13 protein-coding genes are annotated in these 17,609 nt (G+C 53.8%); 8 read left to right on the top strand and 5 right to left on the bottom strand.

Annotated elements, in window-relative coordinates:
- Positions 1-2,349 precede the first annotated feature (2,349 nt).
- Complete coding sequence (locus M7R55_RS11060) at positions 2,350-4,524, top strand: replication endonuclease (RefSeq protein ID WP_298220526.1); 2,175 nt, start codon at positions 2,350-2,352, stop codon at positions 4,522-4,524.
- Between the two features lie 158 nt (positions 4,525-4,682).
- Here M7R55_RS11060 and M7R55_RS11065 read toward each other — a convergent pair whose 3' ends face one another.
- The 4 genes from M7R55_RS11065 to M7R55_RS11080 all read right to left on the bottom strand — a co-directional run bounded on the left by M7R55_RS11065 (position 4,683) and on the right by M7R55_RS11080 (position 7,899).
- Positions 4,683-5,054 (bottom strand): helix-turn-helix transcriptional regulator, encoded by a 372-nt coding sequence (locus tag M7R55_RS11065; RefSeq protein WP_298220528.1) that lies wholly within the window; start codon positions 5,052-5,054, stop codon positions 4,683-4,685.
- Positions 5,051-5,308 (bottom strand): type II toxin-antitoxin system RelE/ParE family toxin, encoded by a 258-nt coding sequence (locus tag M7R55_RS11070; protein WP_298220531.1) that lies wholly within the window; start codon positions 5,306-5,308, stop codon positions 5,051-5,053. The genes M7R55_RS11065 and M7R55_RS11070 overlap by 4 nt, the downstream gene beginning before the upstream one ends.
- Before the next feature lie 285 nt (positions 5,309-5,593).
- Positions 5,594-7,264 carry a ubiquinone biosynthesis regulatory protein kinase UbiB gene (gene ubiB / locus M7R55_RS11075; protein ID WP_298220533.1) on the bottom strand — a complete coding sequence of 557 codons (1,671 nt, stop codon included), beginning with the start codon at positions 7,262-7,264 and terminating at the stop codon, positions 5,594-5,596.
- Positions 7,261-7,899 (bottom strand): SCP2 sterol-binding domain-containing protein, encoded by a 639-nt coding sequence (locus M7R55_RS11080; RefSeq protein ID WP_298220535.1) that lies wholly within the window; start codon positions 7,897-7,899, stop codon positions 7,261-7,263. Before M7R55_RS11080 ends, ubiB begins: the two co-directional genes overlap by 4 nt.
- A 191-nt stretch (positions 7,900-8,090) precedes the next feature.
- Here M7R55_RS11080 and M7R55_RS11085 point away from each other — a divergent pair, with 191 nt between their 5' ends.
- Positions 8,091-9,044 carry a CHAD domain-containing protein gene (locus M7R55_RS11085; RefSeq protein ID WP_298220537.1) on the top strand — a complete coding sequence of 318 codons (954 nt, stop codon included), beginning with the start codon at positions 8,091-8,093 and terminating at the stop codon, positions 9,042-9,044.
- A 49-nt stretch (positions 9,045-9,093) separates the two neighbouring features.
- Here M7R55_RS11085 and M7R55_RS11090 read toward each other — a convergent pair whose 3' ends face one another.
- Positions 9,094-11,124 (bottom strand): TonB-dependent receptor, encoded by a 2,031-nt coding sequence (locus tag M7R55_RS11090; RefSeq protein WP_298220539.1) that lies wholly within the window; start codon positions 11,122-11,124, stop codon positions 9,094-9,096.
- Between the two features lie 252 nt (positions 11,125-11,376).
- Between M7R55_RS11090 and M7R55_RS11095 the strand changes: the two genes are divergently transcribed.
- From M7R55_RS11095 to M7R55_RS11120, 6 genes are all read left to right on the top strand, one after another.
- Positions 11,377-12,078: a hypothetical protein gene (locus tag M7R55_RS11095; RefSeq protein ID WP_298220541.1), complete on the top strand. Its 702-nt coding sequence runs from the start codon at positions 11,377-11,379 to the stop codon at positions 12,076-12,078.
- 157 nt (positions 12,079-12,235) lie between these two features.
- Positions 12,236-12,727: an SUF system Fe-S cluster assembly regulator gene (locus tag M7R55_RS11100; RefSeq protein ID WP_298220543.1), complete on the top strand. Its 492-nt coding sequence runs from the start codon at positions 12,236-12,238 to the stop codon at positions 12,725-12,727.
- Positions 12,728-12,762: 35 nt separating this feature from the next.
- A complete protein-coding gene (gene sufB, locus M7R55_RS11105) occupies positions 12,763-14,262 on the top strand; it encodes a Fe-S cluster assembly protein SufB (protein ID WP_298220545.1) in 1,500 nt (499 codons plus the stop codon).
- Between the two features lie 45 nt (positions 14,263-14,307).
- Complete coding sequence (gene sufC, locus M7R55_RS11110; protein ID WP_298220547.1) at positions 14,308-15,063, top strand: Fe-S cluster assembly ATPase SufC; 756 nt, start codon at positions 14,308-14,310, stop codon at positions 15,061-15,063.
- The gene (gene sufD / locus M7R55_RS11115) at positions 15,060-16,328 is read left to right on the top strand and encodes a Fe-S cluster assembly protein SufD (RefSeq protein ID WP_298220549.1); all 1,269 of its coding nucleotides are present in this window, start codon (positions 15,060-15,062) and stop codon (positions 16,326-16,328) included. Before sufC ends, sufD begins: the two co-directional genes overlap by 4 nt.
- A 10-nt stretch (positions 16,329-16,338) precedes the next feature.
- A complete protein-coding gene (locus M7R55_RS11120) occupies positions 16,339-17,568 on the top strand; it encodes a cysteine desulfurase (RefSeq protein WP_298220551.1) in 1,230 nt (409 codons plus the stop codon).
- Positions 17,569-17,609: the final 41 nt, after the last annotated feature.

Below are 17,609 nucleotides of genomic sequence, written 5' to 3' on the forward strand. Positions count from 1 at the left end.
ACCATGGAGATTCGGAGTAAAAACCGGGCAAAGCTGCTTGGAAAGGTAGCCGTTTGTTGTGGAATTTGAGCCGGATTCGGCCACAGGCATGATTCAGTGGCAGAATTCATTGAAAATATCGGGTTATTCGAGCTGCCCGAATAAACGCGCCATAAGAGCGTCATTAAAGCGAAGCGATAGCGAAGCATTGCTGGGAAGGCGAAGCTGACGATGCCCTCGGCACAGCGCAGCAATATGGGTGGGCGGCTACTCCTTCGGAGGGAACAGTGCCACCGTTGGGCAAGACGGCGCGAGAAGGGGAGTTTCCCCGTGGTGCGCGGATAACCGGAAAGGCCCTGCCATTGGCGAGTCTGTCAGCGGGCGTTTCGTCCGAAGGAGTCGCCCCTGCGAGGATGGGTTGCGGCGAATGCAAGCCAATCCATCCGAGCCAAGCGACGGAACGGAGCGCCCGGCAGTCTTGAGTCGGGCGGCAGGGGTAATCCATGCCGCGCTGCCCAAGGCTGGCGGATAGAGCGGCGAAGCCGCCAAAGGCCGGGCTTGCCCGGTCAGTCAGCGTGAGCCGAGCGAAGCTGGGCGAGGGCTAGAGGTATTTGCATTGAGCGGAGCCGTGCGAAGCCTATTGAGCGTGGCGCAGCCATGCGAGGATGGCGTAGCTGGGCGTAGCTGGAAAGATCGAAATAAAAGCGCAATCAAGGTGCAATCAAGACGCATAGAAGCGCAATCAAAGCGGATATTGTCGAATCATTGGGCGACGATAGGGATGCGGGACTGTCCCGTATCCCGGTGAATCCTCTGCATCGGGGGACAAGCCGGTACTGTCCCGCCTGCTGTCCCGATTGTCCCGCTGGTGTGTGTGGTTGAGCCGGGTGAGCGAAATGGAGCGTGGCGTAGCTGGGCGGAGCCTGCGAAGCCGGGCGGAATGGAGCGGCAGGCAGGATAAAAGCGCACTGAAACCGAAGAAAAGCGCACATAAGCCGAATAAATCCGGCATATAACCGGAATCATGGCGAATAAATGTGCGGTAGCGTGGGTCTGCTGCTTCTTCGGTGGGGCGTGGGTGCAACCTTGGGGAAAGACGCCGCGAGAGGGGGAAGATGCTCAGGGGCGCGAGGCAGGCGGTGAGGCCAGTGCAGCCGGAAAGAACCGGGTGGAATGCAGGTGAATCAGAAAAAGACGTTGCCGACCGCAAGAATGAGCCGATGCCGTCGCCAGAAACACGCGCCATTCCGCGTAGGATTGCCTTGGTTGCGATATTCTACATCACCCAATAAGGGGGTACTGCGGCAGGCCGCCCAAACAGCGCCAAGCGCGTTTTAACCAGAATCTAACCAGCCAGCCCCGCCGAGAAACCCATGCGAGGATGAGCATAGGCAAGCGAAGGCGCGCCTATCGTATCCGAGCCAACCACCCAACCAGCACCCAGTCACCCAACGCCACCACCCCGCTTGTGTATTGCCGAACGCAGTGAAGTGGGACACAAACCCAGTTGTGACTCACAGGCGAGACACAAGCCCCCATGCTGGGATTAAGCCGCAGGCGTATCCAAGCCAAGCCCCTACCAGTGCCACCGACCCCCAAAGGCTACGGCATGGCCGTTGTCGCGCTTGAGCGACGGCGAAAGCAGGACAGCGGCTATGCAATGCGCCCTGCCCCACGCGCCGCCACCACCAATCCCGTTGCCAGCTTGAGCAACCGCGAAAGCAGAGCAGCGGGATATGCCCTCGCGCCACCCCATGCAGAGATTAAGCCGCAGGCGTATCCCTGCCCTCACCCAACTCACAGCACCGCAACCAATAGTGCCAGCGCAACACCAAGGCAGGATGACTCAATCCCGTGCCTCAATAAGCGATAGCGAAATTGTGACGCGGGCATGGCCGGTACTGACCCGGCAGGCAAGTTTTTCCGGCAGGTTCTTTACGGGCGGCACTCGTTTTCCGGGGGATGAACCCGGCAAAATGCACGCCAGTTCAGAGTGGGCGGCGATAGTATTTCTCTACGCCCCAAGCGGGAATTTTTGAAGACGCGAACAGCGGCTTAAATAATTTCCGCATCCCCCTGAAATGGGGGTGACTTCGGGAGTAAAGAAGTCAGGACAAAACGCCTTGGGGATATGGAAATTATCCGGGGGTTTTTGCCCTCATTCAGCAGGCTAATTAACACACGCCCCAAGGATACGCCCCAAGCAGGCGATACCAGCCGATTAACACAAGCCCCAAAGGGGGATTGCCCGCCCGTTTCTCACCCGCTCACCAGCCCATATTTCGCCGATATTCCCGACGCCAAAATACCCGCCTGAAAAATATTTTCAATTTAAAGCGATTCTAATTTTTCTCAACCCCTAATTGAGGTATGAGAAAAAAATCTGCAACACACGACATCGGTACTGCCGACTCAATCTTGAATCAATCCAAGATTGATGCCCCATCGCCTGAACATCGCCCAAAGCATCTGAGTGTTGGTATTTATGAAATCCACAAGTTGCTGGCACTGGATGAATCCCTGAGTGATCCCTGGGCATGGCTCACCCTGTCCGTAAAAAAAATTCCTCACTGGACGGAAGAGCAGCGCATTAAACGCGCAAGGCAACTTAAGGCAATCAATGCATCAAGCGCCGGCGGCTGTGCGGCAAATACCTTCGAACTCGTCAATTGTTTTGCCAGACATGTCATCGATGATGAAGAAATTCCTGACCTGATTTATGGCTTGACGATCAAGCAGTACAAAGCTGCGGGGAACATACTGGAGGCAGCTTTCGCCATTGAAACCATTGGGCGATGGATGGAAATGGTGAGCAACTGCGTCTTGCTGATCCATAAACTTCCGTGGAATTTGGCGAAATCCTCAACAAATCGTTTGCGTAGAATCCTCAACGATACAGCCCCGGAAAAAATCCTCGAATCAATCCGGCAGTTATTCAAAAAACTCGACAAAGGCCAAGGCCACATTTATCACTTGGCGTTATTCGGCATCAGCGCCGCATTCGATGAGAATGCGATCAAGTCGCAGTCCGAGGCGCTTGCTAGGGCTGCCATGCTATTGAATCAAAATCATTTCCATAAGAAGCAACCCACCCTGCGCAAGGCAATGCGCGCGCTTGGTTTACATATAGACAATCCGAGTGACATGCAGCGAGCAATGCACGAGAGGTACTGGATGAGAATACTCAAACGCAAACAGTACGAGACAATTGAAAATCTCAGCATAAGCATTGCACCGACTTCGATCGATTACATTTCTGTCGATGGCCGTCGAAAGGCTGCTGCGCAATGGGCACGACAAAAAGCCTGGAGTCAGTGCAATCAACTCACTTCGCTTGATGGTCACGGCACGCTTAGTGGTGAATCATTGCTTGATCCTGATTCGATCGCGCGCAAGAACTACGCGGAAAAATTGTCGATTTTAAATTCGGAAATAACCAACGCATTCGCTCAAGGCATTCGTGTGGTATCGGCTACCGTGACAGCCCCCAGCGCATACCATTCAACCATCGGCGGTAGCCAGAACAGGGGGTTCGCTCGCAGGAACCCGAAATACAACGGCAGCACACCCAATCATACGAACCGGATCGTCTTCAGTCGGCCATTTGGAAAATTTCTCAAAGCCCTGAATAAAAAGCCCGCACTCAAACACGCACTCATCGCCTGGGATAACTTCGCGCAACCTCACCGAGATGGCACGCCACATCATCACTACATTTTTTTTGTCATGCCCGAGTTTGAGGCGGAATTGCTGGCGCTGTTCCAGAAAATTATGCGCCCGGATATTCCGCTCGCCCCAAAGAAAAAACAACAACAAGTGGGAAAAGAGCAACAACATGTGGGCATTAGGATAGAAAAGCTTCTAACGCCCGATGAAGCGATGAATGTTGCGGCCTATTTTTCTCGAGGGTTATACACCCCCACCAGAAAGCCGTACCGAAAGGAAAAATTGAGCACTGAAATCATTCCTCATGCCGGGACACCAGAGCCCTCCAAAATACCGCATGATTTCGTGGCGGACGCCACAAAACCAGATGACCGTGACATTCGAACCTGGAGCAGCCGCCATCGCATCAGGCTACATACTTCCAGCAAGCGCAATGTAACCCTTTATCGAATGCTGAGAGTGCCGCACCTGCCGCTCGTGAACGCCGAGGTAAAAGAGGCGGCTAACTACGCACGGAGCAAAAAATTCAGCGAGTTTCATTCGTTAATGAAGCACCAGCCAATTGCTCCGTATTACGAGGAATCAATCAATGTGTACGACGAGAAAACGAAGCGCCTGCGAGGCTATGTCACAACAGATGGCGAGGTAGCGCTCAAGCCAAGATGGAAGATGCATTTCACACCGAGCACCCGGCAAAGCACCACAACCCCGTCCTTGCCGAAAAACCGCCGCAACCCATTGAATAAGAACAAGAAGGAAAGTTACATTAAGGAGTCAAGGCAAAGCCAGAATTCAGGAGCCAACGAGATAAAAATCGCCATCGACTGGCATCGATCTTCGAGCCAAAAAACCCCTTATGGGTATTATTGCCCACCTTAAATCAGGCTCCTTTGATTCCATACGCCTAAACCGCAGCTGTTGCGGTTTTTGGCTTGCCCAATGGGGCAATATTCCTGCAAAAAGAAGGGGGCGTTGTGAAGCGGATACGACATTGCCCAAACTACTGTTTATTTTCGAGCGTCATTGCGCTTCCGGTTCTAAAGCAGGTCATCCACATCAATGCGCAAAACCTCGGCCAGACGCTTGAGCGTCATGGCTTGCCCCTTGCGCTTACCTGTCTCGATCATTGTCACCATACCTTGCGTCACCTGAGCGGATTCAGCCAATGCGATCTGCGATAACCCACGATATTCCCGCCACACCCGCAAGGGCGATTCTCCAGCCAGAAGTCGTTCGACGACCTCATCGGGAATAGCCTCTTCCTCACCTCGCTCGAGTGCCGCATGTACTCGGGTCACTTCTGCCACATCCTGCATGGACTCAAGCAGGGAAATAAGGCGCTCATACTCGGCATAAGGCAGAACCGCCCATTCTGGCGAACCATTGCGTTCAATCACTTGTACATTCATTTGTAAACATCTCCCCGCGATCCTACCTTCACCACCAAGATCATCAGCACGCCTTCATTGACTTCACAGATGGCGCGATAGCTGCCCACGCGCAAACGCCATGCATCAACGCCCTGCATCTTCTTCCAGTCACCCCCATACGCCGACGGATTTTTTGCCAAGGCAAGCAGTTCACGACGAAGCGCCATGCTGTAATGCGCTGGCATTTTGAGCAATGCCTTAGTGGCTGACTTAGTGTAATGAATAGTGTACATGCCGAAATTATAACAATATGTTTTATTCTTGCGAACATCGCACTACCCATGAACCCGAAAAAATACCCGACTCACCTCGTTCACATTCAGCCATATGCTCAGCAAGGGACGTGTATGGTGTGACAATAAATTGCTAATGCACAGGGGCGTCACTAAAAATGCTTAAGCAAATATAAAAAATTAAACAACTTTATGATATTTAATGAAAATTAAATAAGATCAATCCGATCGAGCATCGGCGCAATGCAGAAGCGCCAAGGAGAAATGTTATTTAAAAGCATAAAGTTAATCCGTCTTTCTCTTCAGTCCAAGATAGAGAAAAACGAGACCGATTCCTAAATTGACCCATGCGATAACACTCAAGGACATCCAACCATTGAGTTGCGACAAAGCACCACTTTGTGTTAAGAGAAAAGCAAGCAAAAGCATACTACCGACCATGATGTAACGCTGCTTGCGCTGCTGATCTTTCATCTCAGCTCGAAGAGCTCTTAGGCTTTTGTCCTGGCGATTAAGTTGCTCAGTCTGCCACTCGGCCTGTTTGAGCGCTGTAAGATGAATGCGCGGCAATTCGGCAAAATGCTCCATGATAAACGGGAGCTCGTTCTTGATTCGTTTAAGGAATGCCTTCGGACCAACTCGCTCGCGCATCCACCGTTCAATAAACGGCTTGGCGGTCGCCCAAAGGTCAAGATCAGGATAAAGCTGCCGCCCCAGACCTTCGATTGCCAGCAGGGTCTTCTGAAGCAAGGTCAGTTGGGGCTGGACTTCCATGTCGAACCGACGCGCCACCTGAAACAAACGAAACAGGAAGTGACCGAAGGAAATTTCTTTCAGGGGTTTCTGGAAAATCGGCTCGCACACAGTCCGAATTGCCGATTCAAATTCTTCGACGCGCGTTGTGGCCGGCACCCAGCCGGACTCGACATGCAATTCAGCCACTCGCCGATAATCGCGGTTGAAAAACGCATGGAAGTTTTCCGCGATATAGCGCTGATCTTCAGGCATCAGGCTACCCACAATGCCGAAATCGATGGCCATGTACTTGGGTTGGGCCGGGTTGCTCACATCCACGAAGATGTTGCCGGGATGCATATCCGCGTGGAAGAAGTTGTTGTCGAATACCTGAGTGAAGAACACCTCCACACCACGTTCGGCAAGGGTCTTCATGTCGACACCCGCAGCCTTGAGCCGATCAGTCTGGGCAATAGGAATGCCGAATATCCGCTCCTGAACCAATACATCGGTACGACAAAGATCCCAGTAGATTTGTGGTACGTAAAGCAGCGGTGAATGCTCGAAGTGACGACGTAATTCCGCCGCATTGGCGGCTTCTCGCATCAGATCCAACTCATCCATCAGCGTCTTGTCGAATTCGGCCACGACGTCCACAGGGTGGAGCCTCGGCCCTTCCGACCAATATTTCTCTGCCAGGCGGGCAATGGTGTAGAGGATTTCAAGATCCTGCCGAATCCGAGGCTCGATGCCGGGACGAACGATCTTTACGACCACCTCATCCCCATTCTTCAAAGTGGCAGCATGCACCTGGGCAATGGAGGCAGAGGCCATCGGCTCAGCTTCAAAACAGGAAAAAACAGACTCGATCGGGAATCCCAGTGCGCGCTCGATCCGCTTCCTCGCCTGCTCTGCCGGAAAGGGACGAACACGATCCTGCAAGGCCGAAAGCGCATCGGCATATTCCATCGGCAACAGATCCTTGCGCGTGGACAGCATCTGGCCGAATTTGACGAAAATCGGCCCGAGGTCTTCTAGCGCTTCGACCAGCCGCTGGCCACGGGAACGTTGACGATTATTGGATAGCCAATACCAGGGAGAGAAGTACGTGACGAACCGAACCGGCCGCAGGAACGGCAGGGTAAGAACCAGCTCATCGAGCCCGTGACGATAAAATACATATTGAATGACGATCAGACGCCAGATGACCGTAAGCTTCATGCAGCACCCTGGTCATTTGCGGTGCGCGCCACCAACTGCTCGATTCGAGCAGCCAGTCGATCCACTCGATCTCGGACAACATCAATTTCATCCAGCTGCGCTCGCAGCGCATCAGGTTCGACCAGCCAGGCACGTTCAAAGACCATGAAATCAGCGGCTTCCAGTTGTCGGGTACGACGCCAGATTTGAGCCTGGGCACGGATTCGATCGACCTTGCGCTCAATGAACCCCGCCGGCGCCACACCTATTTTGTCGGCCAGACGCGCAAATGGGTCGGAGTCGATTGCGCCCAAGATACGCAAAAGCGATTCAGCGGCTGCCTGGTTGCCCTCGATCTGGATATCGCCGTTGAACAGGGCATCCATTTTGTGCTCGGCTCGACTGGCACGTATTAGCCCCAGGCTACTCGCAGTAATGCGCGCGTCGGCATACGCTTCATGATGACGGAGCAGTAAAATGCCCTCGGGCGTTGAGGTAACGAAGAAACACAGTGCAGGATCACGCAAGACCACCTCGAAAACCAATCCATTGAGTTTTTGCAGGCGCTGCAAAGAGGAGGTATCTTGCTTAAGTCGTTGATTTAAATTTTTTTCGACCATCAGCACAAGAGGCAGTGGCAGTTTGGTTCCGATCATGGCGTGTCCATAGAAGGGGTGAACGTCATCCAGGCCGCTCCATCGAGCGGTTGATTCGCCGATTCACGTCCGCACAAAAGAATAGTCCGCAATCTTAGCAAATGCTTCATCCCAGGGTGTCAGGATAATCCTGATGGGATTTTCTTGGCAGAATTAACTTGGCACCATCGTCATTCGGAGCCCGTAAAGTCATGTCGCAACGGATTACACACATCAAGCAACTGCACAAACCGGCAGACCAGGTCGCCTGTCTTATTGTCCTCGATATAAGAAAGGATATGCAAAAGGCCCGTCGAATATGGCTGAATCAGATCGAAAACCCGAACGAGAACGTACAGCAAGACAGCGAAGCCCTGCATGATTTACGTGTTGAAATACGTCGATTACGTGTCTGGTTGCTACAGGCGCATTACCAGATACGAACAAAATCAAAGGCACGCGAACAATTAAAACAATGGTCACACGACAGTAACACCGGCCGCGACCTGGAAGTGATGCTCGGCTTATTGCAACAAGCAAACGCAGAAATCGACCTCAGTTTGCCAGACATCGCTTTACCTGAAAATGCATTGATTCGAGAGAATAAAAAACTCGAAGCGCTCATCTCTCAGCACGTTCTGGCACTTAAACCCAGGCCACGTGCAGAGCGAGACAAACAAAGCACATTTGCGACCTGGCTGGCAGACCGCCTGAGCAATGAACTTGAAAAGACACTGCCGCTACTCAAGGAAGATATTGAGACGCTGCATAAAGCCAGAATCCACATCAAGCACATGCGCTATCTGATTGAACCCATTACATCTTGCGGGCTCGATACAGCACAAACCGCATTGACCCAACTCAAGGAGATGCAAACCAGACTGGGCAACCTGCACGATCTTTTTGTTCTCAGGCAAAGGCTTCCAGGTTTGCTGTGCGGACAACTGAGCGAGATCCTGTCCCATCGGCTCCAGCAGGCTGGCATCCCGATGCGCGGTATTCAACAGGATTTCACCGCAACCCGAAATCAATTCACACACTGTCTACGTTGGCAGTCGACACGGTATGAGGCTGCGATGAACGACTGGCACTCGACTTCGACACAAACCTTAACCCTATTGGAAGGTGCACTGAATGATCTGATTAAAGATTTACGGAAGCTCTGAATAATTCCATCCGGGATTTTCAGAGAGCAAACTAATCCGCCGAAACGGATCAAAACAGCAACTGAACCCCGGCAGACAAAGCGCGTCCGGGTTTCGGCGCCAAAAACCGCATCGTATCGATACTACCAGCCGAGTACACGGTACGGTCGGTGAGATTGGATAATGCGACATACCACTGTCCGCCCACGCGCCCGCCACCAAATGGCGGCGTGAACTGCCGTGTCAGCCGGGCATTGAACATGACATACCCCGGCGTTTCCCCTGCCGCGTCACTCGTGGGTACTCGCGTCTGTCGGGCGGCCATGGGCAACTCGAGTTGCGCCGTCCACAAACCGTACTGCCACAACAATGCAGGCGTGACCGTAAGCGGCGCAATGCGGGGTAAAGGTTCATCCGCACTGCGATTTTCGGCACGGACAACATCGGCAACGATACGCGCATCCACGGAATGCCCGGCATGAGAAAATACAGGCCACAACCCGCTGAATTCCAGACCGTAAATCCGCGCACGAACGCCGCTGTAATCGTACTCGGGCAAGGCATTGGCGTTGGTGCAGCCAATGAACCCGCCATCCTCGTCACGACAGCGATCGGTTCCGAGCAAGCCAATGTAATTCTGGTAATCACTCAGATAGGCCGTGGCGGAGAACTGGGCCTTTTCATGTTGCCAGCGCAAACCAAGCTCGACCGTATTGCTGCGTTCGGTCTTCAAGTTAGGATCACCGAGTTCATAAGCGCCGGTCGCATCGTGCGGGCCATTGGCGTAGAGTTCGTCAAATGCCGGGGCTCTTTCGTTATGACTCAACTGGCCGATCACATGCCACTGCGGCAAGAATTGATAAGCCAGACTCAACGAGGCACTGGCGGGAGTGAATGTGCTTGAACTTGGCGAGCCAAAACGATCAACGCCGGTATCGCCTGCACCATCGGATTGCACCCGAACCCGCTCGACGCGGGCGCCGACGCTGTACGACCAGGCACCGCGCTCGCCCTCGCCCACCGCAAATCCACCGATGTTGCGCGTCTGGGTTTTTGGCAAGAAACCCTCATCACCCAGCGCCGAAAAATCAAACTGGCTGTATTGCAGGCCGTATTGCCAGTTCAATCCCATCAACTCACTTTGTAGTGCCAAACGCAGGCTGTTGCCCTTGTTTTTGAAGGTGGTGGCGGGCACGCCGTCATTCAATTCCTGATGTTGATAGTCCGTGTGGTTCGCTTCCAGGGTGACCTGCTGCACGAATCCGGACAAATTCCGTTGTTGCGCTTTGAAATCATATTGGGTGGAACGCATATCGATTCGTGTGGCAGGATCAACGATCACGCCGTAGTAATCACGGCTTTGACCGATTGAAAACCCGATGGCCGAATCGGCACCTGTCAAACTGAACCCGACCGTGCCGCCGCGCTGACGATCGGCCGAATTACGAATCTTGCCGCCATCCAGTGATGGCCCGGCGTAACCATCAGGCGCATTGTAATCGCCCGAATTTTGCAAAAATCCATCCAGATGCAAGGCATAAAGACCATTACCCGCATTAACGGACGCCGCTGTCGATGATCGACTGTACCCGGTATCCCCTTGCAACTGGGCACGACCGGATACACCTTCGACTGGCTGCATGGCGATGGCGGAATTATCCGTTTTAATCACGCCACCCGCCGCCCCGCCGCTGTAGAGCAATGCCTGCGGGCCACGTAAAATCTCAACGCGATCAAACGATAAGGGATTGACCGGGGCATTGTGATCGTAACTGACCGCAGAGGCATCCAACGCGGGCAACCCATTGCTGAATAGATCCACTCGGTGGGCATCCAGGCCACGAATGACGGGGCGATTGCTGTTCGGCCCATACCAGGTTGAACTCAATCCGGGCAGACCATCGAGCAAACCACCCAAAGTGCTGGCCCCCTGACGCTCGAACAGTGCGGGACCATCGAGCACCATCGTCGGCGCGCCCGGCAAACCGATCACTGTCGCGGGCGCATCGACCGTAATGCTGCCAAGGTCCGCGGCCTGTGCCACATGGGTTATTCCGCCTGTGATTGTCATCAATAGTGCCGAAACGATGGCTGAAGCCATTGGGGCAGGTTTCGACAAATGAAGGGGTTGGTTCACGTTGAAAAAACAATCAGACATGGAATGTCTCTCTGAACTTGTTACAAATAGAACGTTATATTGTTACATTTCTTGCCGCTGCACAAGCCACAGATCCATGGAAAGACTATTAGTTTTATTGATTAATACATAATTAATGCAGTAGAAAAAATTTGTATAGTCTTGCTTTACCCGATAAATTCAGTTGGTCTTTTTAACCCGACGACGGAGACCGATATGAAACGATTGATTATTGCAGCCGCACTTCTAACCACCACCTTGCCCGCACTGGCCAACGATCCCAAGCCGTTGACTCTGGGCGAACAATTCATCGTGCGCGCTTATGCCGGTCAACTCGAAGGCTTGGCACTCAACAACGTTGTCAAAGCAAAAACCCTGGGCATTGCCGTCAACGACAGCACAATTTGTGTCGCCCTAGCTGCATCTATGGCTGGTGAATTTGTTGCCCATAACAAAGCCGATGGTCTGGCTGATAAAACCGAGAACCCCGAGCGCCGACTAGACATCGTAGCTTTTAACAAGCCGGATTCTGCCGCGTTCGCCGCCCAGCAGTTCAAAAATAAAGATGCCATTGCTTTGGTATTCGGCGGTCAAATAAGTGATGAAACCAACGCCAAGGAAGTCAAAATGCTGCTGGCAGATTTGGCGAAGCAGGATTACAAAGGCACCCTCTTCCTGCATTTGACTGTATTTGGCAAAAAATGGGTTGAAATGGCCGCACAAGAAGACAAAGCAGTGGGAACATGGCTGGCAGGCAAAGACAATATCTTCGCACTCGGTGTAAACCCCAAAGAGAAAAAAGGCGTGGTGAACCAAGTCAGCTACAAAGATGGCAAACAAACCGTGACCGGGGCTGTGTTTACCACCGATTTGAACAACGGTTTCATCAATCTGTTCAACCGCCGCTTGCTTAAATAATTCAAGCGTAGATATTGCCATGCACCGTTAGCGCGTTGAGCCAAACACGGACAGGCATTTTTATCACACACAACCGAAGCCAAATGCTTCGGTTTTTTTATGCTTGAAATATCGTACCAATTTGGTACAGTTAACTTAAGTCAAGAAGGTGATCAAAATGCTCAAAATCAGCCGCATGAGTGATTATGCCATTGTGCTGTTGACGGCCATGGCGCGAACGGAAGCCGCGCAATCTACCGCACGGGTTCTGGCGGTCGACACCGGGCTTACCCTGCCCACGGTTGGCAAGCTGCTGAAAATGCTTTCTGCCGGTGGCTTGTTGCTCTCTCAACAAGGGAGAAACGGTGGGTATCGCCTCGCGCGCACCGCAAACGAGATCAGTCTGGCCAATATCATCGAGGCCATAGATGGCCCGATCGCCCTGACTGAGTGCTTTACGGTCGATCATGATTGTGATCGTGAAGCCAATTGCGGCTTAAGACCGCACTGGCAAGCCATTAATCAAGGCGTACGCCAATTACTGGACAGCACATCGCTGGCGGCATTGATTCAGCCCGCGCCTCAAGTGCCGGTTTGGTTTGAACGCCAGCCTAAAAACATGAATCAAATAGCAAGTAAAACACCGCGCCGCCAAGCCAGCACACAATAGACAAGATCAGATATCGCCGATTCGGGAGAAATAACATGACCGAGCAACACATCACAGAGCAGCAGGAAATCGAACACCTGATGCAACGGGAATACAAATACGGCTTCACGACAGACATCGAGCAGGACATCATCCCGCCGGGTTTGAATGAAGATGTCATCCAGCTGATTTCCGCCAAGAAAAACGAGCCAGAATTCCTGCTCGAATGGCGGCTCAAGGCTTATCGTCATTGGCTGACGATGACCCCGCCAACTTGGGCGCATGTACATTACCCGCCGATTGATTATCAGGCCTTGTCTTATTACGCAGCGCCGAAAACCGCAGACGAGTTGGCCGAAATCGAGGCGAGCAAACCGCAAAGTCTTGATGAAGTTGATCCCAAGTTACTTGAAACCTACGAGAAGCTGGGCATCCCGCTGCATGAGCGCGCCGTTTTGGCGGGCGTGGCGCAAACATCAAATGTTGCCGTCGATGCGGTATTCGACAGCGTTTCCGTCACCACGACCTTCAAGGCAAAGTTGGCCGAAGCGGGCGTAATTTTCTGTTCTTTTTCGGAAGCTGTGCACAACCACCCGGATCTGATCAAAAAATATCTGGGCACGGTCGTACCCGCAGGCGATAACTACTACGCCGCGCTCAACTCTGCCGTGTTTTCTGACGGGTCGTTCGTGTTCATTCCCAAGGGCGTACGCTGCCCGATGGAGCTTTCCACCTATTTCCGCATCAACGCCAAAAACACCGGCCAGTTCGAACGCACGCTGATCGTCGCCGAAGAAGGCGCGCACGTGAGTTATCTCGAAGGCTGCACGGCACCGCAACGGGATGAAAACCAACTGCACGCAGCCGTTGTCGAATTGGTCGCATTGGACGACGCCACCATCAAGTACTCCACCGTGCAGAACTGGTATCCGGGCGACGAGGAAGGCAAAGGCGGCATTTACAACTTCGTAACCAAACGCGGTGACGCGCGCGGTGCGCGCAGCAATATCACCTGGACGCAAGTCGAGGCCGGTTCGGCGATCACCTGGAAATATCCGAGCTGCATCCTGCGCGGCGATGATTCGGTTGGCGAGTTCTATTCCGTTGCCGTCAGTAATAACTATCAGCAGGTCGATTCAGGCACCAAGATGATTCATCTGGGCAAACGCACGCGCAGCACGATCGTTTCGAAGAGCATTTCGGCGGGCCATTCGCAGAATGCCTATCGCGGCCTGGTGCACATTGCCAAATCGGCAGATGACGCGCGTAACTACACGCAATGTGACGCGCTGTTGATTGGTGACCGCAATGGCGCACACACCTTCCCGTACATCGAGGCCAAGAATTCGACCGCGCAGATCGAGCATGAGGCAACCACATCCAAAATCAGTGATGACCAGATTTTTTATCTGCAATCACGCGGCATCAGCGAAGAAAATGCGACGAACATGATCGTCAACGGGTTTTGCAAGGAAGTATTCAATGAGTTACCGATGGAATTTGCAGTAGAGGCCCAGGCTTTGCTGGCAGTATCGCTTGAAGGCTCCGTAGGTTAATTCCCGTCCGCTGTTCCCTGAAGGTAAATTTTAGAGATAAAGACAATGAAATTATTAGAAATCAAAAACCTGCATGCAAAAATTGGCGACAAGCCCATCTTGCGTGGTATCAACCTCAGCATCAACGCCGGTGAAGTTCACGCCATCATGGGGCCGAACGGATCGGGCAAAAGTACGCTGTGCCAAGTGCTGGGCGGGCGCGAAGGTTTTGAAGTAACCGAAGGCAGCGTCACCTACGACGGCAAGAATCTGCTCGAACTTTCAACCGAAGAACGCGCCACCGCCGGTCTGCTGCTCGGCTTCCAGCACCCGGTCGAAATCCCGGGCGTCAAGAACATCTACCTGCTCAAGGAAGCGCTCAACGCGCAACGTGCGGCACGTGGTCTGGATGAAATCGACACGTTTGCCTTTATGAAGCAGGTGCGCGAACTCACCAAGACCATGGGCATGGACGACGCGTTCCTGCACCGGGGTGTGAACGCGGGTTTCTCCGGCGGCGAGAAAAAGCGCAACGAGATTTTGCAGATGTTGCTGTTGCAACCCAAGCTTGCCTTGCTGGATGAAACCGACTCCGGCCTCGACATCGATGCGCTGAAAGTGGTTTCCGAGGGCATAAACAGGCTTCGTGGTGCCGATCGTGGCATAGTGCTCGTTACCCACTATCAACGTCTGTTGAGCTATGTTGAGCCCGATTTCGTCCACATCCTGTACAAAGGGAAAATCATCAAGTCCGGTGACAAATCCCTTGCCCTGCAACTGGAAGCCGAGGGCTATCAGGACATCCTTGAGGCCGCATCATGAGTCGTGCACCGCTTCCCGAATGGCTGGCCAGCACGCTGGATCAGCAGGAACCCGTGGCACCGGGGGAAATCCACACCACAGCGCGTGTGCAAGTGGTCGAGTGGGGCCTGCCCACCCTGCGTGATGAGGAATGGCGCTGGACGAATCTGCGCGCCCTCACCCGTCCTCTACCAAAACCGGAACAAACCGCGGCACCGCAAGGATCTGGCGTGAACGCCATCCTGCCGCAGGCCATTTTCATTTGCTTTGCCGGAGGCAAACTCGTCGAGTGCCCCGGTGAACTTCCGGATGGTTTGCGTCTGACGCCGTTACGCGAGGCCGATATCGACCAGCGCGCAGCCGCCTTTGCACCCAAGGCCGTCACACCGGACGACGCACTGCTGGCACTCAATACGGCCACGGCAGCAGAAGGACTGATCATCGATATTGCTGCAAACGCCGATATCAAGCCGCCCATCGTGCTCGAATTTCTCGACGCACCCAGCGAAACTACCGCACAAACGCGCGTTCTGGTTCGATGCGGCCCGCACAGCCGCGTCACATTGATTGAAACGGCAACAGGTGCCGATGGCGTCACTTCATGGCGCAATTCGGTGCTGGTGGCTGCATTGGCCGCTAACAGCCAGTTGACGCATCTGTCACTGGGGGTGGATGGCGATGCCCGGCTGCTGACCGACCGCAGTTTCGTCACGCTCGCGCGCGATGCCCGCTACCGCTCCATCAACATTCAACTGGGCGGGCAACTGGTTCGTCGAGAAATTGATGTCAACATCACCGATACGGGTGCGCACTGCGATCTGTTCGGCCTGATGATGCCGCGGGCCAAGCAGGTTCTGGATACCCACACGCGACTTACGCATGGCGCGGCACATACCACCAGCGACGAACGCTATCAGGTCATTGCCGACGAATCCGGACGCGGCATCTTCAAGGGCCGGATTCTCGTGGCGCAGGACGCACAGAAGATCGAGGCTTACCAAAGCAGCCGGAACCTTCTGCTTTCGGACTCGGCCGAAATCGATACCAAACCGGAACTCGAAATCTACGCCGACGACGTGAAATGCAGCCACGGCGCCACGATTGGCCGACTGGACGACGAGGCGCTTTATTACCTGCAAAGCCGGGGGATTTCAACGGCCAACGCCCGCAAGCTGCTGATTGCCGGTTTTGCCCAGGAGATCGTTGACCTGCTTGTGACACCGGAACTGGTCGAATGGATGGGCGGGATCATTTCACGGCGCCTCGAACGCCAGAACGCGCAGTAGGAAGGCACTCATGTCCGCCACCCCTTTCGACATTGACGCCATACGACGGCAATTTCCAGCACTGGATCAAACCGTCAACGGCAAGCCGCTGGTGTACCTCGACAATGCCGCCACCACGCAAAAACCGGAATGTGTCATTGATGTGGTGCGTACGTTTTATCGTCACGATAATGCCAATATCCATCGTGGCGTGCACACCTTGTCTGCACGCGCCACCGATCAGTATGAAGCGGCACGCGAACGTGTACGCCTAAGTCTGAATGCTTCCGCCACGGAAGAAATCGTGTTTGTTCGCGGCACCACCGAAGCCATCAATCTGGTGGCCTCAAGCTTCGGTCAAACACTCAAGGCCGGTGACGAGATCCTGATTTCCGCGCTGGAGCATCACGCCAACATCGTGCCCTGGCATTTGCTGAGAACCCGGATCGGCGTGGTGCTGAAGGTGATCCCCGTCACGATCGAAGGCGAACTCGATCTTGGCGCCCTACCCGCTCTGATTACCGATCGCACACGCCTGATTGCCGTCAATCATGTCTCGAATGCCTTGGGCACAATCAATCCGGTTGCACAGATTGCCGCCATCGCCAAACAGCATGGTGTGCCGATATTGGTTGATGGTGCTCAGGGCCTCCCGCATGGCCCGGTGGATGTTCAGGCCATTGATTGTGATTTTTACACGCTCTCCGGGCATAAGGTGTTTGCCCCCAGCGGCGTCGGCGTTCTGTACGCGCGCCGCCCCTGGCTGGATGAGTTACCCCCCTATCAGGGCGGTGGCGACATGATCGAAACGGTCAGTTTCGAAGCGGTGCGCTATGCGCCGCCGCCAGGCAAATTCGAGGCAGGTACGCCCAATATTGAAGGGGCGATCGGCTTGAATGTGGCACTGCAATGGCACGCAGCTCTTGATTGGCCAGCCCTCAAGGCACACGAAGCCGCTCTGCTCGAACGAGCGACAGAATCGCTGCAAGGCATCAATGGCGTCAGGATTATCGGCACAGCCAAACATAAGGTGCCGGTGCTCTCCTTTATCATTGAAGGCAGCCACCCGCACGATATCGGCACCTTGCTGGATGCCCAGGGCATCGCCGTACGCACCGGCCAACACTGTGCCATGCCGGTCTTGCAGTTTTTGGGCGCGCAGCAAGGCACCGTGCGCGCCTCATTTGCTTTTTACAACACGCTGGATGAAGTCGATGCGCTGGTTCGCGCCGTGCATCGCGCCCGGCAAATGCTGAGCTGAGAAATCGTATGGAACCCCTGGAACGCGTTCGACTGACTCGT

It is taken from the genome of Halothiobacillus sp., assembly GCF_027346185.1.
In the GTDB taxonomy this organism is placed as follows: domain Bacteria; phylum Pseudomonadota; class Gammaproteobacteria; order Halothiobacillales; family Halothiobacillaceae; genus Halothiobacillus.